Annotated in this window: 23 protein-coding genes; 15 read left to right on the top strand and 8 right to left on the bottom strand. The window is 54.7% G+C overall.

Going from position 1 to position 21,325, the window contains the following annotated elements:
- Positions 1-178 precede the first annotated feature (178 nt).
- Complete coding sequence (locus OGV50_RS21855) at positions 179-1,411, top strand: MFS transporter (protein WP_286488771.1); 1,233 nt, start codon at positions 179-181, stop codon at positions 1,409-1,411.
- Between the two features lie 38 nt (positions 1,412-1,449).
- On the opposite strand, the gene OGV50_RS21860 is transcribed toward OGV50_RS21855, so the two are convergent.
- Positions 1,450-2,265 carry a Cof-type HAD-IIB family hydrolase gene (locus OGV50_RS21860; RefSeq protein WP_286488772.1) on the bottom strand — a complete coding sequence of 272 codons (816 nt, stop codon included), beginning with the start codon at positions 2,263-2,265 and terminating at the stop codon, positions 1,450-1,452.
- Entirely contained in the window at positions 2,265-3,473 is a 1,209-nt protein-coding gene (locus tag OGV50_RS21865) for an MFS transporter (protein ID WP_286488773.1), read from the bottom strand. The genes OGV50_RS21860 and OGV50_RS21865 overlap by 1 nt, the downstream gene beginning before the upstream one ends.
- Positions 3,474-3,559: 86 nt before the next feature.
- Between OGV50_RS21865 and OGV50_RS21870 the strand changes: the two genes are divergently transcribed.
- Complete coding sequence (locus OGV50_RS21870; RefSeq protein WP_286488774.1) at positions 3,560-4,102, top strand: TetR/AcrR family transcriptional regulator; 543 nt, start codon at positions 3,560-3,562, stop codon at positions 4,100-4,102.
- A 167-nt stretch (positions 4,103-4,269) separates the two neighbouring features.
- Here OGV50_RS21870 and OGV50_RS21875 read toward each other — a convergent pair whose 3' ends face one another.
- The gene (locus OGV50_RS21875) at positions 4,270-5,955 is read right to left on the bottom strand and encodes an aspartate:alanine antiporter (RefSeq protein WP_012133110.1); all 1,686 of its coding nucleotides are present in this window, start codon (positions 5,953-5,955) and stop codon (positions 4,270-4,272) included.
- 270 nt (positions 5,956-6,225) lie between these two features.
- On the opposite strand from OGV50_RS21875, the gene OGV50_RS21880 reads away from it, so the two are divergent.
- On the top strand, positions 6,226-6,603 hold the full coding sequence (locus OGV50_RS21880; protein WP_024130498.1) for an inner membrane protein YbjM: 378 nt from the start codon (positions 6,226-6,228) through the stop codon (positions 6,601-6,603).
- Between the two features lie 30 nt (positions 6,604-6,633).
- Here OGV50_RS21880 and OGV50_RS21885 read toward each other — a convergent pair whose 3' ends face one another.
- On the bottom strand, positions 6,634-6,897 hold the full coding sequence (locus OGV50_RS21885; RefSeq protein WP_024130497.1) for a GrxA family glutaredoxin: 264 nt from the start codon (positions 6,895-6,897) through the stop codon (positions 6,634-6,636).
- A 170-nt stretch (positions 6,898-7,067) separates the two neighbouring features.
- Here OGV50_RS21885 and OGV50_RS21890 point away from each other — a divergent pair, with 170 nt between their 5' ends.
- The 12 genes from OGV50_RS21890 (at position 7,068) to OGV50_RS21945 (ending at position 18,165) form a co-directional block, all read left to right on the top strand.
- Entirely contained in the window at positions 7,068-7,358 is a 291-nt protein-coding gene (locus OGV50_RS21890; protein ID WP_200031502.1) for a YbjC family protein, read from the top strand.
- Positions 7,342-8,064 (top strand): nitroreductase NfsA, encoded by a 723-nt coding sequence (nfsA, locus tag OGV50_RS21895; protein WP_286488775.1) that lies wholly within the window; start codon positions 7,342-7,344, stop codon positions 8,062-8,064. Before OGV50_RS21890 ends, nfsA begins: the two co-directional genes overlap by 17 nt.
- 52 nt (positions 8,065-8,116) lie before the next feature.
- On the top strand, positions 8,117-9,019 hold the full coding sequence (rimK, locus tag OGV50_RS21900; protein ID WP_024130496.1) for a 30S ribosomal protein S6--L-glutamate ligase: 903 nt from the start codon (positions 8,117-8,119) through the stop codon (positions 9,017-9,019).
- Between the two features lie 90 nt (positions 9,020-9,109).
- Positions 9,110-9,586, top strand: coding sequence for a YbjN domain-containing protein (locus OGV50_RS21905; RefSeq protein WP_012133104.1), 477 nt, complete (start codon positions 9,110-9,112; stop codon positions 9,584-9,586).
- A gap of 417 nt (positions 9,587-10,003) precedes the next feature.
- Positions 10,004-11,116 carry a spermidine/putrescine ABC transporter substrate-binding protein PotF gene (potF, locus tag OGV50_RS21910; RefSeq protein WP_012133103.1) on the top strand — a complete coding sequence of 371 codons (1,113 nt, stop codon included), beginning with the start codon at positions 10,004-10,006 and terminating at the stop codon, positions 11,114-11,116.
- Between the two features lie 97 nt (positions 11,117-11,213).
- The gene (potG, locus tag OGV50_RS21915) at positions 11,214-12,347 is read left to right on the top strand and encodes a putrescine ABC transporter ATP-binding subunit PotG (RefSeq protein ID WP_012133102.1); all 1,134 of its coding nucleotides are present in this window, start codon (positions 11,214-11,216) and stop codon (positions 12,345-12,347) included.
- 9 nt (positions 12,348-12,356) lie between these two features.
- Complete coding sequence (potH, locus tag OGV50_RS21920) at positions 12,357-13,310, top strand: putrescine ABC transporter permease PotH (protein ID WP_286451382.1); 954 nt, start codon at positions 12,357-12,359, stop codon at positions 13,308-13,310.
- Positions 13,307-14,152 (top strand): putrescine ABC transporter permease PotI, encoded by an 846-nt coding sequence (gene potI, locus OGV50_RS21925; protein WP_012133100.1) that lies wholly within the window; start codon positions 13,307-13,309, stop codon positions 14,150-14,152. The genes potH and potI overlap by 4 nt, the downstream gene beginning before the upstream one ends.
- 60 nt (positions 14,153-14,212) lie before the next feature.
- Entirely contained in the window at positions 14,213-14,701 is a 489-nt protein-coding gene (locus OGV50_RS21930; protein WP_071260108.1) for a YbjO family protein, read from the top strand.
- Between the two features lie 40 nt (positions 14,702-14,741).
- Positions 14,742-15,872, top strand: a complete 1,131-nt coding sequence (gene rlmC, locus OGV50_RS21935) for a 23S rRNA (uracil(747)-C(5))-methyltransferase RlmC (RefSeq protein WP_286488776.1) — start codon at positions 14,742-14,744, stop codon at positions 15,870-15,872.
- Positions 15,873-16,004: 132 nt separating this feature from the next.
- On the top strand, positions 16,005-16,712 hold the full coding sequence (locus OGV50_RS21940; protein ID WP_047457883.1) for a response regulator transcription factor: 708 nt from the start codon (positions 16,005-16,007) through the stop codon (positions 16,710-16,712).
- On the top strand, positions 16,696-18,165 hold the full coding sequence (locus tag OGV50_RS21945; protein ID WP_058668872.1) for a sensor histidine kinase: 1,470 nt from the start codon (positions 16,696-16,698) through the stop codon (positions 18,163-18,165). Before OGV50_RS21940 ends, OGV50_RS21945 begins: the two co-directional genes overlap by 17 nt.
- 37 nt (positions 18,166-18,202) lie before the next feature.
- On the opposite strand, the gene artJ is transcribed toward OGV50_RS21945, so the two are convergent.
- The 4 genes from artJ to artI all read right to left on the bottom strand — a co-directional run bounded on the left by artJ (position 18,203) and on the right by artI (position 21,317).
- Positions 18,203-18,934 (bottom strand): arginine ABC transporter substrate-binding protein ArtJ, encoded by a 732-nt coding sequence (gene artJ, locus OGV50_RS21950; RefSeq protein WP_199976555.1) that lies wholly within the window; start codon positions 18,932-18,934, stop codon positions 18,203-18,205.
- A gap of 260 nt (positions 18,935-19,194) precedes the next feature.
- Complete coding sequence (artM, locus tag OGV50_RS21955) at positions 19,195-19,863, bottom strand: arginine ABC transporter permease ArtM (RefSeq protein ID WP_012133092.1); 669 nt, start codon at positions 19,861-19,863, stop codon at positions 19,195-19,197.
- Entirely contained in the window at positions 19,863-20,579 is a 717-nt protein-coding gene (gene artQ / locus OGV50_RS21960; RefSeq protein ID WP_049009773.1) for an arginine ABC transporter permease ArtQ, read from the bottom strand. The genes artM and artQ overlap by 1 nt, the downstream gene beginning before the upstream one ends.
- 6 nt (positions 20,580-20,585) lie before the next feature.
- Positions 20,586-21,317: an arginine ABC transporter substrate-binding protein ArtI gene (artI, locus tag OGV50_RS21965; RefSeq protein WP_200092263.1), complete on the bottom strand. Its 732-nt coding sequence runs from the start codon at positions 21,315-21,317 to the stop codon at positions 20,586-20,588.
- Positions 21,318-21,325 lie beyond the last annotated feature (8 nt).

A 21,325-nucleotide genomic window follows, 5' to 3' on the forward strand; every position in this document is an offset into this window, starting at 1 on the left:
TGGCGCGAGCTTATTCGCCATGATAGCGCCAGCAACTTAAATTAACCTTAAAGCAAAAGGTCACGAAGGATGATTATGTAAAAATGTGCGCATTTTGTTTTTAAATCACATAATTCGCTATCTCAGGTAACGTACTTTCATTACACTTTGCGCGATTTTTTATTTGCGAAGAGATTGCATGCAAAACCTTTCACAAACAGGCGTCCGGCTCGGACGTCAGGCACTGCTTTTCCCTCTCTGTCTGGTGCTTTACGAATTTTCTACGTATATCGGCAATGATATGATCCAGCCGGGGATGCTGGCGGTGGTGGAACAGTATCAGGCCGGGATCGACTGGGTTCCGACCTCGATGACCGCCTACCTGGCGGGCGGGATGTTTTTGCAGTGGCTGTTAGGGCCGCTGTCGGATCGTATTGGACGCCGCCCGGTGATGTTAGCGGGCGTGATCTGGTTTATCGTCACCTGCCTTGCCACACTGCTGGCGCAAAACATTGAGCAGTTCACCCTGCTGCGTTTTTTGCAGGGGGTAAGCCTGTGCTTTATTGGCGCCGTGGGGTACGCCGCCATTCAGGAATCCTTTGAAGAAGCGGTGTGTATCAAAATTACGGCGCTAATGGCTAACGTTGCCCTGATTGCGCCGTTGCTGGGGCCGCTGGTGGGCGCCGCCTGGGTGCATGTTCTGCCGTGGGAAGGGATGTTTGTTCTGTTTGCCGTACTGGCAGCGATTGCTTTTTTCGGCTTACAGCGCGCGATGCCGGAGACCGCGACCCGCCTCGGCGAGAAGCTGTCGCTTAAAGAGCTGGGGCGGGATTACAAGCTGGTGCTGAAAAACGTGCGGTTTGTTGCCGGCGCGCTGGCGCTGGGGTTCGTCAGCCTGCCGCTGCTGGCGTGGATTGCCCAGTCGCCGATCATTATCATCAGCGGTGAGCAGCTCAGCAGCTATGAATATGGCTTGTTGCAGGTTCCTGTCTTTGGCGCGCTGATTGCCGGGAATCTGGTGCTGGCGCGGTTGACCTCCCGGCGAACGGTGCGCGCATTGATTATCATGGGCGGCTGGCCGATTGTGGCGGGATTGCTGATCGCCGCAGCCGCGACGGTGGTCTCTTCCCATGCTTATTTATGGATGACGGCGGGTCTGAGCGTCTACGCCTTTGGCATCGGCGTGGCGAACGCGGGGCTGGTGCGTCTGACCCTGTTCGCCAGCGATATGAGCAAAGGCACGGTTTCTGCGGCGATGGGGATGTTGCAGATGCTGATCTTTACCGTGGGTATTGAAGTGAGCAAGCATGCTTATCTGAGCGGCGGCAACGGCTTATTCAGCCTCTTCAACCTGGCGAACGGCATTCTCTGGCTGCTGCTGATGGTTATCTTCCTGAAAGACAAACGGGTAGGGGATTCACGGGAAGGGTGAGGCCGTCCGGCGCAGCGCCATCAGGCCTCAAAGAGGCATTACCCACTGAACGGGGCTTCGTTTTTCAGCACGCGGTCGATAACGTCCAGCACGCCTTCCGCGTTATTCGAGCCCGCCCGATATTTCGCCGCAGAGGCCACCGCCGCTCCGGCGTTTTCCATCGCAAAACTGAATCCGGCCTGACGCAGCATCTCAATATCATTGCCGCCGTCGCCAAACGTCACGACCTCATCATTGTTAATCCCCCAGCGTTGTTGCAGCAGACGCAAGCCGTTCGCTTTGTGTACGCCGGGAATGATCAAATCGATGCTGCCGTAACCGGTGTGAACCGGCACCATGATATCGCCAATCGCATCATGCAGCGCCGTCTGAACCTGGGGAATACGGTCATCAGTAATGTTGAGGCCGAATTTAAAGAACACGTCATTGATGTTGTCGAAGCTGTCCACGAACTCAAGGCGATGGTAGTACATCGCCGCAACCTGTTTCAGTTCATCGTTGTACTGTTTCAGGGTATAGGCGCTGTTTTTACCGCAGGCGATGATTTCAATATCCGCGCGGGTCAGCAGATGATCGACAACGGCAGCAAAATCCTCTTTCGCCAGTTTGCCGTTGAACACGTCTTCGCCCTCGCTGACCACCCAGCCGCCGTTTTCAGCGACAAAGGCGATTTCGTGGGCGATCTCTGGAAAGAAAGAGATTAACTGGTAATACTGATTACCGCTGGCGACCACAAAACGGATGCCTTTCTGCTTCATTAGCCGATACTGCGCCATAAACCGGTCGCGATTATAGGTTTTTTGATCGCTCAAAAAGGTGCCATCCATGTCTACCGCAATTAGCTTGATACCCATTAACTATTCTCCATAACAGATTGAGTGTTCGATGTTGGTTTGGCGACAGCCTTCGCGACAAGAGCGGCCAGGATGACCAGCGCCAGCACAACCAGCATTGCGCTGCGCAAACCATAATGTTCGCCAAGATAGCCCAGCAGCGGCGGCCCCACCAGGAAGGCCAGATAACCGGTTGTCGCCACCACGCTGACGCGGGTTGGCGCGTCCGGGCCGGTATCGCTGGCCGCCGAAATCGTTAGCGGGAAGCCAAGCGACGCCCCAAGCCCCCAGAGAATAACGGAAACGCCCGCGACCCAGGCGCTGTCGACGAAGATAATCAGACCAATACCGAGCGCTCCCATTAGTGCGCTGGCGCGGACTACCGCCACGCGGCTATAACGGTCGATAAACCAGCCGCCGGTAAAGCGCCCGACGGTCATACCGAGCGTAAAGCCCGCATAAATCAGCGAGCCGGACGTTGGGCTGAAGCCGTGACCATCCACCATCAGAAGCGGCAGCCAGTCGTTGGCGGACCCTTCAGCGAAAGCCATTGCCAGTACCACCACGCCGATCAACAGTAGCTGGACATCGCGATAAAAAGGTACGCCTTTTTCCGTTGTGTGGGCGCCGTCGGCGGCGTTTTTCCCCGTGCCGTCGGGAATGGCGCGAATAGCAATAAAAATGGGGACGATCGCGACGAGAGCCGCCAGCAGGATATGAGCGTTGGCAGGGACGTTAAAGGCGGTTAGCGCCATGCCGACGCCAGCGCCAGCCAGCGTACCGAAGCTGTAAAAACCGTGCATCATCGGCAGGACGGTTTTATTCATTTCACGTTCAACCGCCGCCCCTTCGACGTTGATAGCGACTTCGGCGGCGCCAAAGCTGGCGCCGAATACGCCTAAGCCAAGCGCAAAAACCAGCGGAGAAGCGAACCCCAGCGCAATGCTGAGGATAACCATCCCCGCAACGGCGCAGGACATGGTGATCTGAATGACGTTACGCGTGCCAAATTGTTTTACCAGCCAGGCGGAACACAGAATACCGCTCATCGAACCGATGGAAAGCCCAAACAGCACCGCCCCCATTTCTGCCGTTGATACCGAAAGGATATCGCGAATGGCGGGGGTGCGGGTTGCCCATGAGGCCATCAACAGCCCTGGCAAGAAGAAGAACATAAAAAGCGCCCAGGTCCGGCGTCTTAAGGCTTTACGTGATGAGATGGCGGTCATTGATTCAAACTGAAAAAAGAGAATACAGGGGACAACACTAGCAAGTTTGTGTACATTTGTACACAAACGTGATGAGAGGAAAAGCAGTGCGACGAGCTAACGATCCCCTGCGGCGAGACAAAATCGTTCAGGCCACGCAGGAAGCGATAATAACGCATGGTATTCACGGCGTTACGCACCGCAAAATCGCGGCGATAGCGCAGGTGCCGCTCGGGTCGATGACCTATTATTTTTCGGGAATCGATGAGTTGCTGATCGAGGCGTTAAGCCGGTTTACAGAAACAATGTCGCACCAGTTTCAGTTATTCTTTGCCGATGTCACGAACGTTCAGGACGCCTGTCACGCCATTACCGACATGATCTACAGCTCGCTGGTGACCACGCCAGATAATATGGAGCTGATGTACCAGCTGTATGCCTTCGCCAGCCGAAAACCGGCGCTGAAAACGGTGATGCAGAACTGGATGCAGCGCAGTCAGCAAACGCTGGAGCAGTGGTTTGAACCGGTGACCGCCCGCGCGCTGGACGCGTTTATCGAAGGCATGACCCTCCATTTCGTCACCGACAGAGCGCCTTTAACGCGGAAAGATATTCTGGTCATGGTGAAGCGTATTGCCGGGCAGGTGTGATTTTCAGGCAACAAAAAACCCATCAACCTTGAACCAAAATGGCGGGGTTGATGGGCTCCACAAATTGGGGACATCAAAGAAAAGCAGTGGCACTAGTTATGACTGACGCCTTGAAGAAAAGTTCTGCTTACCTGCAAAAATTTTTCACTTAAAGGCAAACTTCAGTTTTATCCTAAGCCCGGCCAGATGATGACAATAAGTGTCCCCGCCAGCGTTAACAGAACGTTGGCTATCGCGTAGGTTCCCGCATAGCCTAATGCCGGAATGTTGCTGCGCGCCGTGTCGCTGATGATCTCCATCGCCGGAGCACAGGTGCGCGCGCCCATCATGGCGCCGAAGAGCAGGGCGCGGTTCATACGTAATACATAAGCGCCGAACAGGAAGCAGATAATGACCGGCACCAGGCTCACCACAAGACCGGCAATCAACATTTGCCCGCCGACCGCGCCAAGCCCGTTCCCGATGCCGCTGCCCGCGCTCAGGCCGACGCCGGCCATAAAGACCATCAGACCAAACTCTTTCACCATGTTCAGCGCGCCCTGCGGGATGTACCCGAAGGTGGGGTGGTTAGCTCGCAGGAAACCGAGCATGATCCCGGCGAACAGCAGCCCGGCGGCGTTGCCGATGCCGAAGCTGAAATTACTGAACTGGAAGGTGATCATCCCGATCATCAGGCCGATGATAAAGAAGGCGCAGAAGGCCAGCAGATCGGTTACCTGACTGTGAATCGAGATAAAGCCGATACGGTCCGCGACGGTTTTCACGCGACGCGCATCGCCACTCACCTGCAAGACGTCGCCTTTATTCAGCACCACGTTGTCGTCGATCGGCATTTCAATCTGGCTGCGGATCACGCGGTTAAGGAAGCAGCCGTGGTCGGTCAGCTTCAACTGGGCGAGACGGCGGCCTACGGCATTGTGGTTTTTCACGACGATCTCTTCGGTCACGATGCGCATGTCGAGCAGGTCGCGGTCGAAGACTTCTTTGCCGTTACGGAAGCTGGGGTCCAGTCGGGCGTGTGCATCCGGGTAACCAACCAGGGCAATCTCATCGCCCATCTGCAATACCGCGTCACCATCCGGGTTCGCCAGAATACCGTTACGGCGGATGCGCTCAATGTAGCAACCGGTCTGACGGTAGATGCCCAGCTCGCGCAGATTTTTCCCGTCGGCCCAGGCCACCAGTTCCGGGCCGACGCGATAAGCGCGGATGACCGGCAGATAGACCTTGCGGTTGGCGTCGGTATCCAGGCCGCGCTCGCGGGCAATCTGCTGGGCGCTGGTTTGCAGATCCTGATGTTGCAGTTTCGGCAGGTAACGTGCGCCGACAATCAGGCTGACCAGGCCGATGAGGTAGGTCAGCGCGTAGCCCAGGCTCAGGTTGTCCAGCGCGACCGAGAGCTGCGAACTCTCCATACCGGAATGGCGTAACGTGTCGCCTGCGCCGACCAGCACAGGGGTCGAGGTCATGGAGCCCGCCAGCATACCGGCGGTCAGGCCGATATCCCAGCCAAAGAGCTTACCCAGCCCTAATGCGATCAGCAGCGCGCTACCGACCATGACCAGAGCAAGCATCAGGTAATTTTTGCCGTCGCGAAAAAAAATAGAAAAAAAGTTGGGGCCAGCTTCGACGCCGACACAAAAAATAAACAGCATAAAGCCCAGATTTAGTGCATCGGTGTTAATACTAAAGTGCTGCTGCCCTAATAATAGGGAGACCACTAAAACGCCAATGGAATTACCGAGTTGGACTGAACCCAGGCGTAACTTACCCAGACATAGCCCGAGAGCCAGGACCACAAATAATAACAGGATGTAATTCCCATTTAACAAATCTGCGACGTTTATATTCACGGAGACTAACTTCTTGTTTACCAGTAAGCTGTTGAAAGAAATGACAATTTACGCTAATGTTTTTGCCAGAAATTATGAGGCGTCGGCATCGTATCGGCGCTCAAATAAAAGCAGCACAACAATTTAATTCGCTAGTTTAATCTCATTACGTATCAACGGCTATAAGAATCGTGTGGGTGTGTTTTTGGCATGGAATGCCGAACGACTTTATCTGACTGGACGCCTTCGGGCGAAAAAAGTGTTCGATAGAGATAGTGTCAGGAGGAACGATTGAAACATAAACAAGGTTGGGCGGGTGCAATCTGCTGCTTTGTACTCTTTATTGTGGTGTGCCTTTCATTAACGATGCATATGAAAGGGGCATTTCGGGTTGCCGGGCATCCTGAGATTGGGCTGTTGTTTTTTACGTTACCTGGCGCGGTGGCCAGTTTTTTTTCCCATCGCAGAGAAGTCATTAAACCTCTTATCGGCGCCATGCTGGCCGCACCATGTTGTCTGGTCCTGATGCGATTTGTTTTTATGCCTACGCGCTCCGTATGGCAAGAACTGGCGTGGTTGTTCAGTGCGGTGTTCTGGTGTGCGCTCGGCGCGCTTTGCTTTTTATTTATCAGCAGCCTGTTTAGTCAGCGACGTAAAAAGAACCGATAACGCCCTCCGGGAGAGGGCGTAAAGCAGCGATCAGGCGAACAGGTTCAGATTCTCTTTTGCCCATGCCTCAAAATCGGTGTAACCGCCGATGTGTTTCTGATCGACAAAAATCTGCGGTACGGTCTCTACCGGTTTACCCACGGTTTTTTCCAGATCCGCTTTGGTAATGCCTTCAGCATGAATATCAATATAACGATAGTTAAAATCGTCGCGCTCAGTGCTCAGTTTTTCTGCTAACTCTTTCGCACGCACGCAATACGGGCACCCTGGGCGACCAAAAATAACGGTAAACATTGTTTTTTCCTCGAACTCATAGCCTTGTGACGAATGGCGGCTATGATGCCGTTAAACGACGCATCTGAAAAGCAGGTTGCGCCTGTTGCTTTGATACCTATAGGCTATATCTGTTAAACACGATAAACCTGAACGCGTTACACTGAGCATCCGTTATCCGGGAGGCCCTTATGCGCTCGATTGGCGCTTTACCCAAAAGCGTGTTGATTCTGGAAATTCTCGGTATGATTTTGCTGGCAGCGGCGTTGCTGTCGCTCAATCAGTACCTCACATTACCCGCGCCGATGAACAGGCCGCTGGCGGTAACGGTGATGATATTTCTCGGTATCCTGCTTATGCTTCCCGCTGCGGTGGCGCTAATGTGGCGGATCGCGCAGCTTATTGCGCCGCAACTGATGACGCGCTCACCCGATTCTTCTTCCCGTTCAGCAAGAGAAAAACCGCATGACTCCAACCATTGATTTAATCCGTGGTCACCGTTCTATTCGTCATTTCACCGATGAGCCGATTTCCGATGCGCAGCGTGAGTCGATTATTGCCGCCGCGCGGGGAACCTCAAGCTCCAGTTTTTTACAGTGCAGTTCCATTATCCGCATTACCGATAAAGCCATGCGCGAAGCGCTGGTGCCCCTGACGGGCGGGCAAAAGCACGTTGCGCAGGCCGCGGAATTTTGGGTTTTCTGCGCTGATTTTAATCGTCACTTACAGATTTGCCCGGACGCGCAGCTCGGGCTGGCGGAACAGCTGCTGCTGGGCACGGTCGATACGGCGATGATGGGGCAAAATGCGCTGACCGCTGCCGAATCCCTGGGGCTGGGCGGCGTCTATATCGGCGGTATCCGCAATCATATTGAAGCGGTTACGGAACGGCTGAAATTACCGAAATATGTCCTGCCGCTGTTTGGGCTGTGCCTCGGCTGGCCTGCGGATAACCCTGGCGTTAAGCCGCGCCTGCCCGCAGAACTGATCGTGCATGAAAATCACTATCAGCCTGTGGATGCCGCGCTGCTGGCGCAATATGATGAGCAGATCGCGGAGTACTACCTGACCCGCGACAGCAATACGCGCCGCGATACCTGGAGCGACCATATTCGTCGTACCATCATCAAAGAGAATCGCCCGTTTATTCTGGACTATTTGCATAAACAGGGTTGGGCGACGCGCTAACACCCGGTGTATGATACGCAGGCTTTTACCAGGTCTTTTAGAGAGGTGCAGGGTGAAAATTGCCATATTGTCCCGGGACGGAACGCTCTATTCTTGTAAACGCCTGCGCGAAGCGGCGATGAAGCGCGGCCATCTGGTCGAAATACTCGATCCGCTTTCCTGCTATATGAACATCAGCCCGGCGGCCTCTTCTATTCACTATAAAGGCCGCCAGTTGCCGCATTTTGATGCCGTCATCCCCCGTATTGGCTCTGCCATCACGTTTTACGGTACAGCGGCGCTGCGTCAGTTCGAAATGCTGGGTAGCTATCCGCTGAACGAATCCGTGGCGATTACCCGCGCGCGCGATAAACTGCGTTCGCTACAGTTACTGGCCCGGCAGGGAATTGACTTGCCCGTTACCGGCATTGCGCATTCGCCGGATGACACCAGCGATCTGATCGACATGGTCGGCGGCGCGCCGCTGGTGGTAAAACTGGTGGAAGGTACGCAGGGCATTGGCGTGGTGCTGGCGGAAACCCGGCAAGCCGCAGAGAGCGTGATTGATGCGTTTCGTGGCCTCAATGCGCACATTCTGGTGCAGGAGTACATCAAAGAGGCCAGAGGGCGTGACATCCGTTGTCTGGTTGTGGGCGACGAAGTGGTGGCGGCCATTGAGCGGCGGGCAAAAGAGGGCGATTTTCGCTCCAACCTTCATCGCGGCGGTATGGCGAGTATCGCCAGTATCACGCCGCGTGAACGAGAGATAGCGATAAAAGCGGCGCAGACGATGGGGCTGGATGTCGCTGGCGTCGATATTCTGCGCGCGGAGCGTGGGCCGCTGGTCATGGAAGTGAACGCCTCTCCGGGTCTGGAAGGGGTAGAAAAAACGACGGGTGTGGATATCGCCGGGCGAATGATCCAGTGGATCGAGCGTCACGCCACTCCCGAATTTTGCCTTAAAACGGGCGGTTAATCGCAATATCGTTCCCGATCGTGGTATGACGCGGTCTTTTTGCGTAAGCTGTGCCGGTAATTTTTTTATCGTAAGAGGTAGCACATTATTATGACATCACTGGTCGTTCCTACTCTGGATACGTTGCGTCAATGGCTCGACGACCTGGGCATGAGTTTTTTTGAATGTGATACCTGTCAGGCGCTGCATTTGCCCCATATGCAAAATTTTGACGGCATTTACGATGCGAAAATCGACCTGGTGGATAACACGGTGCTGTTTTCCGCAATGGCGGAAGTGAGACCCTCGGCGCTGCTGCCGCTGGCTGCCGATCTGTCGGCAATTAACGCCAGTTCGTTAACGGTGAAAGCGTTCCTGGATATGCAGGATGATAATCTGCCAAAACTGGTGGTTTGCCAGTCTTTATCCGTTATGCGGGGCGTGACGTATGAACAGTTCGAGTGGTTTGTTCGTCAGAGCGAAGAGCAGATTTCTATGGTGATTCTGGAAGCCGGAGCGCATCAGCTGCTGTTCAGCGCAGAAGAAGACGCGCAAAAAAGTCGCGCTGAAAATCATTTTCTTCACTGAAATCTGCGCACATGCAACCTGAAGAATGACGCGTCTAACGCAGTCGCTGCCAGAGCGGCTGCTGTTTGCATTTTTTTATTCTGCCTTTAACCTTTCTTTAAAGAATAATTCACCTCCTTTCCGCCTGTTTCGCTTTATCACATAGACAAAACCTGCATAAAAAATTGATAAAAGGCGTTTTTTAATCTGAGCTATAGCCTCGAACCCTGGCTAAAGTTATTCTTGCGAAGCTTTTACACGTCATCCTTCAGACAACCTCCTGAATGATTTTGTGTATTTATGGCGAGCAATGACGGCAGGGAGAGAGCCCTCTCTTCTGTAACTGTGTCGAGTGACAAAATATGCACGTTTCTTGCATATCTTAGAATGCAACTTTTTTGGTTCGTTTGTTAACGAACTTTCAGAAGGAAAGAGATTATGACCGCCTTAAATAAAAAATGGCTATCGGGTCTGGTTGCGGGTGCTCTGATGGCCGTCTCTGCCAGCACGCTCGCCGCTGAACAAAAAACACTGCATATCTATAACTGGTCTGATTATATCGCCCCGGATACGGTCGCGAACTTTGAAAAAGAGACCGGTATCAAAGTGGTCTATGACGTCTTCGACTCCAACGAGGTACTGGAAGGGAAACTCATGGCCGGGAGCACCGGTTTTGACCTGGTTGTCCCGTCGGCCAGTTTTCTGGAACGCCAGCTCACTGCGGGCGTATTCCAGCCGCTGGATAAAAGCAAACTACCTGGCTGGAAAAACCTCGATCCAGAGCTGTTGAAGCTGGTAGCGAAGCACGATCCTGACAACAAATACGCGATGCCGTATATGTGGGCGACTACCGGTATCGGTTATAACATCGATAAAGTCAAAGCGGTGCTGGGGGCTGACGCACCGGTCGATAGCTGGGATCTGGTGCTGAAACCTGAAAATCTGGAAAAACTTAAAAGCTGCGGCGTCTCCTTCCTTGATGCGCCTGAAGAGGTGTTCGCGACCGTGCTGAACTACCTGGGGAAAGATCCCAACAGCACCAAAGCGGATGACTACACGGGGCCTGCGACCGATCTGTTGCTGAAGCTGCGCCCGAACATTCGTTATTTCCACTCGTCTCAATACATAAACGATCTGGCGAACGGCGATACCTGCGTGGCGATTGGCTGGGCAGGGGACGTATGGCAGGCGGCTAACCGCGCGAAAGAAGCGAAAAACGGCGTGAATATCTCCTTCTCCATTCCGAAAGAGGGGGCGATGGCGTTCTTTGATGTGTTCGCGATGCCTGCTGATGCGAAAAACAAAGAAGAGGCTTATCAGTTCCTCAACTATCTGCTGCGCCCGGACGTGATCGCCCACATTTCCGACCATGTGTTCTACGCCAACGCCAACAAAGAAGCGACGGCGCTGGTCAGCGCTGAAGTGCGTGACAACCCGGGCATTTATCCGCCTGCGGATGTGCGAGCGAAAATGTTCACGCTGAAAGTGCAGGAACCGAAGATCGACCGTGTGCGTACGCGTGCCTGGACGAAGGTGAAAAGCGGTAAATAAGCCGCTGTATCAGAACGTTGCCCGGTGAGGTTTACCGGGCAATGCGCACTTTTATGGTGCGTTTGCACTGATTTTTGTTTATGCCGGAGAGCACCCCGTGAACGACGCGACCCCCCGCCCACAGGCGAAAACCCGTAAAGCGCTGACGCCGCTTCTTGAAATCCGCAACCTGACAAAATCATTTGATGGTCAACACGCCGTGGATGATGTCAGCCTCACTATCTATAAAGGCGAAATATTTGCGCTGCTTGGCGCATCGGGCTGCGGGAAATCCACGCTGCTGCGTATGCTGGCCGGATTTGAACAACCCTCCGCCGGGCAAATCATGCTCGATGGCGTCGATCTGGCGCATGTCCCGCCTTATCTGCGCCCTATCAATATGATGTTCCAGTCCTATGCGCTGTTCCCCCATATGACGGTGGAACAGAACATTGCGTTTGGGCTGAAGCAGGACAAGCTGTCGAAGGCGGAAATCACCGCGCGCGTGAACGAAATGCTGGGGCTGGTGCATATGCAGGAGTTCGCTAAACGTAAGCCTCATCAGCTTTCCGGCGGCCAGCGTCAGCGTGTGGCGCTGGCGCGTAGCCTGGCGAAACGCCCGAAGCTGTTGCTGCTCGACGAGCCGATGGGCGCGCTGGATAAAAAGCTGCGCGACCGGATGCAGCTGGAAGTCGTCGATATTCTTGAGCGCGTTGGCGCGACCTGCGTGATGGTGACGCACGATCAGGAAGAGGCGATGACGATGGCCGGGCGAATTGCGATCATGAACCGTGGGAAATTCGTGCAGATTGGCGAACCGGAAGAGATTTATGAACATCCGACCACCCGCTACAGCGCGGAATTTATCGGTTCTGTGAACGTCTTTGAAGGCTTGCTGAAGGAACGTCAGGATGATGGGCTGGTTATTGATTCGCCGGGGCTGGTGCATCCTCTGAAAGTGGATGCGGATGCGTCCGTTGTCGATAACGTTCCGGTGTATGTCGCGCTGCGCCCGGAAAAAATCATGCTGTGCGACGCGCCGCCAGAAGACGGCTACAACTTTGCCGTGGGTGAAGTGGTGCATATCGCCTACCTCGGCGATTTGTCGATTTATCATGTGCGGTTGAAAAGCGGCCAGATGTTGAGCGCTCAGTTACAGAACGCGCATCGCTATCGCAAAGGGTTGCCGACCTGGGGCGATGAAGTGCGTTTATGCTGGGATGCGGACAGTTGTGTGGTGTTGACGGTTTAAGGAGCGAAAATGAGTACACTTGAACCTCCGGCTCGCGATAAAAAGCCCGGCGGCCTGACGCTGTGGCTGGCGCGGGTGCAAATGAAGCATGGGCGTAAGCTGGTCATCGCAGTGCCGTACCTTTGGCTGATCCTGCTTTTTCTGCTGCCGTTTCTGATTGTGTTTAAAATCAGCCTGGCGGAGATGGCGCGGGCGATCCCGCCCTATACCGATCTGGTGGCGTGGGCCGACGGGCAGCTATCCCTGACCCTCAATCTGGGAAACTTCCTGCAACTGACGGACGATCCGCTCTATTTTGACGCCTATTTGCAGTCTTTGCAGGTGGCGGGCGTTTCGACTCTCTGCTGTTTGCTGCTGGGGTATCCGCTGGCCTGGGCGGTGGCGCACAGCAGGCCGTCGACGCGTAATATTCTGCTGTTGCTGGTGATCCTGCCGTCCTGGACCTCGTTTCTGATCCGCGTTTACGCCTGGATGGGGATTCTGAAAAATAACGGCGTGCTGAACAACTTCCTGATGTGGCTGGGGGTTATCGATCATCCCCTGACGATTTTGCATACCAATCTGGCGGTGTATATCGGTATTGTCTACGCCTATCTGCCGTTTATGGTACTGCCGATTTATATCGCGCTGACGCGCATTGACTATTCGCTGGTGGAGGCCTCGCTGGATCTGGGCGCGCGTCCGCTGAAAACCTTCTTTAGCGTCATTGTGCCGTTAACGAAAGGGGGCATTATCGCCGGATCGATGCTGGTGTTTATTCCGGCGGTGGGGGAATTTGTGATCCCGGAACTGCTCGGCGGGCCAGACAGCATTATGATCGGCCGCGTACTGTGGCAGGAGTTCTTCAACAACCGCGACTGGCCGGTGGCCTCTGCGGTGGCTATCATCATGTTATTGCTGCTGATTGTACCGATTATCTGGTTCCATAAGCATCAGCAAAAAAGCGAGGGGGAACTCGGATGAATACTTTACCGGTGGTTCGTTCGCCCTGGCGAATTGTTATTCTGGTGCTCGGGTTTACCTTCCTGTATGCGCCGATGCTGATGCTGGTCATCTATTCGTTTAACAGCTCGAAGCTGGTGACCGTCTGGGCGGGGTGGTCTACGCGCTGGTATGGCGAGCTGTTCCGGGATAGCGCGATGATAAGCGCCGTCGGCCTGAGCCTCACGATTGCCGCTTGCGCCGCGACAATGGCGGCTATTCTGGGGACGATTGCCGCCGTGGTAATGGTGCGTTTTGGCCGTTTTCGTGGAGCGAATGGCTTTGCGTTTATGATCACCGCGCCGCTGGTTATGCCGGATGTGATTACCGGGCTGTCGCTGTTGCTGCTGTTTGTGGCCCTGGCCCATGCTATCGGCTGGCCCGCAGATCGCGGAATGCTGACAATCTGGCTGGCGCACGTTACCTTCTGTACGGCCTATGTGGCGGTGGTTATTTCATCGCGTCTGCGCGAACTGGATCGCTCGATTGAAGAGGCGGCGATGGATCTTGGCGCGACGCCGTTAAAAGTGTTCTTTGTGATTACGCTGCCGATGATCATGCCTGCGGTGATCTCTGGATGGCTGCTGGCTTTCACGCTGTCGCTGGACGATCTGGTGATCGCCAGTTTTGTCTCTGGCCCGGGGGCGACGACATTGCCGATGCTGGTCTTCTCCAGCGTGCGTATGGGGGTTAACCCGGAGATTAACGCGCTGGCGACCCTTATCCTCGGCGTGGTAGGCATTGTCGGTTTTATCGCCTGGTATCTGATGGCGCGCGCAGAAAAGCAGCGAATGCGTGATATCCAACGTGCAAGACGCGGCTGAAGAAACTAAAATCTGCCAACCTGGCAACACGTTACCGTGGGCAAACGCGGTAACGTTTTCATGGAAGACGATTCGTTGGGATTTTTTAAGAAATCATCCTCATCACATGCCCGTTTAAATGTACCCACGCTGGTGCAGGTGGCGGCGCTCGCGATTATTTTGATCCGCTGCCTCGATTTGCTGATGATTTTTAACACGCTCGGCATGCGGGGAATGGGGGAGTTTATTCATCGCAGCGTGCAAACCTGGAATCTGACGCTGGTGTTTTTAGGCAGCCTGGCGCTGGTCTTTACTGAAATATATTGCGCGTTTTCGCTGGTGAAAGGGCGCAACTGGGCGCGCTGGGTGTACCTGCTCACGCAGGTTATTGCCACAGGTTATCTGTGGGCGGCGTCGTTGGGCTATGGCTACCCGGAACTGTTCAGTATTGCCGGGGAGTCGAAACGCGAAATTTTGCACACGCTGGTGATGCAGAAATTGCCGGACATGCTGGTTCTGATGCTGCTCTTTATCCCTGCGGGCAGCAGGCGGTTCTTCCGTTTGCAATAACGTGTATAATCCTCGCCCCTGGTAATATGAAGGTCTTTGTATGCAGTGCGCACTCTACGACGCCGGTCGCTGTCGATCCTGTCAGTGGATAGTCCAGCCGATCCGCGATCAACTCTCCGCCAAAACCGCCGATCTAAAGGGGCTGCTTGCCGATTTTTCGGTTGAACAGTGGTGCGCGCCGGTCAGCGGCCCGGAACAGGCCTTTCGTAATAAAGCCAAAATGGTGGTCAGCGGCAGCGTGGAAAAGCCGCTGTTAGGCATGTTGCATCGCGACGGCACCCCGGAGGATTTGAGCGACTGTCCGCTCTATCCCGACACGTTTGCTCCCGTTTTCGCCACGCTGAAGCCGTTCATCGCCCGTGCCGGGTTAACGCCTTACAACGTGGCGCGCAAACGCGGCGAGCTGAAATACATCCTGCTGACGGAAAGCCAGTTCGATGGCGGCATGATGCTGCGGTTCGTGCTGCGCTCAGAAACCAAACTGGCGCAGCTGCGCGCGGCGCTGCCGTGGCTACAGGCGCAGTTACCGCAGCTGAAGGTTATTACCGCGAATATTCAACCGGTACACATGGCGATTATGGAAGGGGAGATGGAGATCTTCCTGACGGAGCAGCAGGCGCTGGCAGAACGTTTTAACGATGTGCCGCTGTGGATCCGTCCGCAGAGCTTTTTCCAGACCAACCCGGTCGTTGCGAGCCATCTGTATGCGACGGCGCGTGACTGGGTGCGTCAGCTGCCTGTTCATCACATGTGGGATCTGTTTTGCGGCGTCGGGGGATTTGGTTTGCACTGCGCCACCCCGGAGATGACGTTGACGGGCATTGAGATCGCACCAGAGGCAATCGCCTGCGCGAAGCAATCCGCTGCGGAACTGGGGCTGACGAATCTTCATTTTCAGGCGCTGGATTCCACCCGATTCGCCACCGCGCAAGGGGAAGTGCCGGAACTGGTGCTGGTGAACCCGCCGCGTCGCGGCATTGGAAAAGCCCTGTGCGACTATCTTAGCCAGATGGCGCCGGAATACATCATCTACTCCAGCTGCAACGCGCAGACGATGGCAAAGGACATTGCCAACTTGCCGGGCTACCGTATTGAGCGTGTTCAACTTTTCGATATGTTCCCGCATACCGCGCATTATGAAGTGTTAACGCTGTTGACCAAAGCACGCTGACCGGTAGGCCGGGTAAAGCGAAGCCGCCGCCTGGCGCAACGGCCGCACAAAGTTCAACAAAATGTGAACTCTTCCCCCCTGTGAAATCGGGTAAGCTTAAGTCATTGGCATTGAGAGAATGAAGGCTTACCCATGAAGCAGATCCTGCTGGTGGAAGATGACCACGACATCGCGGCGCTCCTGCGCCTCAATTTAGAAGACGAAGGCTACGCCATTACTCACCAACCGGATGGGGGCAAGGCGTTACAGTGCCTTGAAACCCAGCCCTGGGATGCCGTGATCCTCGACCTGATGCTCCCCAACGTTGACGGTCTGGAAATCTGTCGTCGCATCCGTCAGATGACCCGCTACCTGCCGGTGATTATCATCAGCGCCCGCAGCAGCGAAACGGACCGCATTACCGGGCTGGAAACCGGGGCAGATGATTACCTGGCAAAACCCTTCTCGGTGCAGGAGCTGATCGCGCGCATCAAAGCGCTGTTTCGCCGACAGCAGGCTATGGGGCAGGCACAGACTGCCGGGCATATTCAGGCTCATGGCCTGACGCTTGATCCGCTGGCGCGTACGGTGCGCCTGCACGGTCAGGACGTGGACCTCACGCCGCGTGAATTTGAGCTGCTGTACTTCTTTGCCCGTCATCCCGGCGAAGTCTTTTCGCGTCTGGCGCTGCTGGAACAGGTCTGGGGCTATCAGCACGAAGGGTATGAGCACACCGTCAACACCCACATTAATCGCCTGCGTATCAAGATTGAAAAAGATGCCGCTGAACCGGAGATTATTCGTACCGTCTGGGGCAAAGGTTACAAATTTGCGGAGCTGAACCATGATGCGGCGCTTTAGCCTGAGCCAGCGGCTGACGCTGCTGTTCATTCTGCTGCTGATGCTCTGCGCCACCGTTGCCTGCGCGGTGCAACTCTACAGCAGCATGCAGTACGGCAACGCGATGGTGCAGCGGCTGTCCGGCGGGCTGGCGCAACAGATTGTGCAGCGTGAACCCATTCTGGATGCGCAGGGCAGAGTTGACCGCAGCGTGCTGAAGCCGCTGTTTGACCGCCTGATGACCTTTAACCCGAGCGTTGAGCTGTATGTCGTCTCTTCTGACGGCGAACTGCTGGCCGATGCCGCGCCGCCGGGCCATATCCAGCGGCAAAAGATCGATATTAGTCCATTGCAAACCTTTCTCAGCGGCGCAGCGATGCCCGTCTATGGCGACGATCCGCGTAGTCAGAGTCAGAAGGTTTTCAGCGTTACCCCTTTACGTCAGGATGGTGAGCTTAAAGGCTATTTGTACATCATCCTGCAAGGTGAAGAGTCAAATGCGCTGGCAGAAATGGCCTGGCATAAAGCACTCTGGAGTACGGTGTTGTGGTCCCTGCTATGGGTGGCGCTGTTCGGCCTGCTGGCGGGGTTACTGATCTGGTACTGGGTGACGCGCCCGGTAAAACGCCTGACGATGGATGTTGCCGGGCTGGAGCAGGACAGCATTACCGCCATCAAACAGCTGGCGGCACAGCAGCCGGAAACCACGGTGAGTGATGAAGTTGCGGTGCTGCGCAATACTTTTATCGAGCTGGCGCGCAAAATCGCCGGTCAGTGGGATCAACTGGCCGACAGCGACCGGCAGCGCCGGGAGTTTATCGCCAATATATCGCATGACTTACGCACGCCGCTGACGTCATTGCTGGGCTACCTGGAAACGCTATCGCTTAAATCCGCTACGCTGACGCCGCAGGAAACGCAGCAATATCTCGCTACTGCGCTGCGTCAGGGGCACAAGGTGCGGCACCTGTCGCAGCAGCTTTTCGAGCTGGCGCGGCTTGAGCATGGCAGCATTAAACCGCAACTGGAGCGCTTTGCTATTGGTGAGCTGATTCAGGATGTGGCGCAAAAATTCGATCTGACGATAGAGACCCGGCAGTTGCATTTGCAGGTCGATATGCCGCATTCCCTGCCGCTTATCAATGCTGACGTCTCGATGATAGAGCGGGTAGTGACGAATTTGCTGGATAACGCCGTGCGCCATTCGCCGCAGGGGAGCACTATCCGGCTGAAGGTGTGGCAGGAGGAGGCGCAGCTACAGGTAGAGGTCAGCGACAGCGGGCCAGGTATTGACGAAGCGTTGCGTGACCAACTGTTCCAGCGACCATCGGTGCTGGGGCATCAGGCGTCGCGGGAAGATCGCGGAGGGTTAGGGCTGCTGATTGTAAGACGGATGCTGGAACTGCACGGCGGTGGGATCAGGCTGATGGATTCAGTGAGTGGCGCGCGGTTTAGGTTCTTTGTGCCCTTATAGAATTGCCGGATGGCGCTGCGCCATCCGGCAAGGAAGATTACTGCGGGAACCACTGATCGCTGATTTTCTGATAAGTGCCATCAGCTTTGATTGCCATCAGCGCGGCGTTCAGTTTTTCCAGCAGCGCTTTATTATCCGGGCGCACAGCGATGCCAAGGCCGGTGCCGAAGTATTGCGGATCGGTCACTTTTTCTGTTGCCGCGCCCAGTTGCGGATTGGTTTTCAGCCACTCATTCACCACGGCGGTATCGCCGAATACGCCATCAATACGGCCATTTTTCAGGTCGATAATCGCATTCTGGTAGCTGTCATAAGCCACGGTTTTCACTTCAGGATGCTTATCTTGCAGGTATTTCTGGTGCGTGGTGCCGTTTTCCATGCCGATACGTTTCCCTTTCAGGTCGGCAAAGGTTTTATAGCTGTCTTTTTTCGCAATCACCAGCGCAGAGTTGGCATAGTAAGGGCTTGTGAACGTCACCTGTTTGCTACGCTCAGGGGTAATATCCATACCAGAGATAACCGCGTCATATTTTTTGAATTTCAGCGCCGGGATCAGGCTGTCAAACGCGTGGTTGGTAAAAGTACAGTCGGCCTGCATTTGTTTGCATAACGCAGTCGCCAGATCGATATCGAAACCGACGATTTTATTGCTCGCATCCAGTGATTCGAACGGCGGGTAAGTGGCGGAAACGCCGAAATTGATTTTATCGGCAGCTGAGGCGCCAGCGGCGAAAGTAGCGAGTAATGCGGCCAGAACTAACTTTTTCATGGTGGAACTCCCGTCTGTCAATCTTATGATTATTCGCCGTGTCTGCGGCATGGGTTTACAATGCCATTTAATGAATTTATATGCAATAAAAATGATTAAGTATTTTTGTTGTTATAAAAAAAGACGGACAGCTTAGTGGCTTGCCCGTCTTTATGATTTCGTTTTATGCATTTATGTCGATGATTTTGTAGGCTGGATAAGGCGCTTGCGCCATTGCCTGATGGCGACGCTGACGCATCTTTCAGGCCTACATGGTGTTCTTAATTCCTGCGCTCAAACGCCAGCGCTTTACGCTCGATGAGGCGCATCAGCAAGGTTAGCAAACCGTTGACGATCAGATAAATCACGCCAGCCGCGCCAAACACCATCACATCGTAGGTACGACCGTACAGCAGCTGGCCGTGGCCCATCACTTCCATCAGCGTAATGGTGTACGCCAGAGACGTACTCTTGAAGACCAGCACCACCTCATTGGAGTAAGAGGAGAGGGCGCGTTTAAACGCGTACGGCAGCAGGATCGCCAGGGTATCTTTTTTGCTCATCCCCAGCGCGCCGCAGGACTGCCACTGGCCTTCCGGGATCGCACGGATCGCGCCATAGAACAGCTGCGTGGTATAGGCCGCGCTGTTGAGCGACAGGGCAAGTAAGGCGCATAGCCACGGCTCGGACAGCAGGTGCCAGAGTACCGGGTAATCCTGTAACGACGGGAATTGCCCCGGGCCGTAGTAGATCAGGAAGATTTGCACCAGCAGCGGCGTACCGGTAAACAGCGTAATGTAGCCGCGAACCAGCCATACCAGCACCGGCGTTTTCAGCGTCAGAATGATGGTGAAAATCAGCGCCAGGATCAGCGCGACGATGATAGACGCAACCGTCAGCGTCAGGCTGGTGTGCAGCCCTTTCATCAGTTCAGGTAAATACTCAAACATCAGCCTGGTCTCCGCTCAAAACGTGTCGCGCGCAGGTCAATGCGTTTGAGAATGTACTGACTCACCAGCGTAATCACCAGATAGATAGCCGCAGCCACAATGTACCAGGTGAACGGCTCCTGAGTGCGCGTGGCGATGCTTTTTGTTTGCAGCATCAGATCGTTCACGCTGATAAGGCTGACCAGCGCGGTATCTTTCAGCAATACCAGCCACTGGTTGCCCAGCCCTGGCAGCGCATGACGCCACATTTGCGGCATCACCAGGCGGAAGAAAATCGCGGTTTTTGATAAGCCCAACGCCTGACCAGATTCCCACTGTCCAGACGGAACCGCTTTCAGCGCGCCGCGCAGCGTTTGCGACGCGTATGCCGCATACAACAACGACAGCGCGATGACGCCGCACAGGAACGGACTGACGTCGAAGTCTTCAATCTGCATCTGCAACGGGATTTGCACAAACCCCAGGTTGATGGTGAAGCCATCAGACAGCATCAGCAGAAGCTGAGAGGAACCGAAATAGATAAACAGCACCACCAGAATTTCCGGCAGGCCGCGCAGAATCGTGACCAGTGCGGAACCTGTCCAGGCTATCGGGCGCCATTTTACGGACTCCCAGACGGCAAAAATCATAGCGAGGACGAGGCCGATGATCAGCGCACAAACGGCAAGGCCGACGGTCATCCCGGCGGCGCTTGCTAAAGGAAAAAATTCGTTCATCAAGTCTTACTTCTGGAACCATTTGTTGTAGATGGTTTCGTACGTGCCATCTTGCTTCACTTTTTCCAGCGCAGTGTTGAATTTCTGCTGTAGTTCCGTGTTGCCCTGGCGTACCGCGATGCCGAGGCCGGTGCCGAAGTAATCTTTGTCGGTCACTTTATCGCCAACCGGCGCCAGCTTCGGATTATCTTTCAGCCATTCAGTGACCACGGCGGTGTCGCCGAACACGCCGTCAATACGACCATTTTGCAGATCCAGCTTCGCGTTCTGGTAGCTGTCATAAGGCACGGTGGTGATTTCCGGGTGCTTATCCAGGATGAACTTCTGGTGGGTAGTGCCATTCTGTACGCCCACTTTTTTGCCTTTCAGCTGGTCGATGCTGGTGTATTTACCCTGCTGACCGATGAACAGTGCGGAGTTGTCATAGTAAGGCGTGGTGAACAGAACCTGCTTTTCACGCTCAGGCGTGATGTCCATACCGGCCATCACCGCGTCGAAACGACGGAACTTCAGGCTTGGGATCAGGCTGTCAAACGCCTGGTTGGTAAAGGTGCAGGTCGCGTCAATCTCTTTACACAGCGCATTGGCCAGATCGACGTCAAAGCCGACGATTTTGTTACTGGCATCCATAGATTCGAACGGAGGGTAGGATGCTTCCGTGGCGAAACGGATGGTTTGAGCTGCTGTAGCGGAAAGGCTAAAGCCTGCAATTAGCGCGGCAATCAGAACTTTTTTCATTGTCATTG

It is taken from the genome of Citrobacter sp. CK180, from assembly GCF_030333655.1.
Taxonomy (GTDB): domain Bacteria; phylum Pseudomonadota; class Gammaproteobacteria; order Enterobacterales; family Enterobacteriaceae; genus Citrobacter_B; species Citrobacter_B koseri.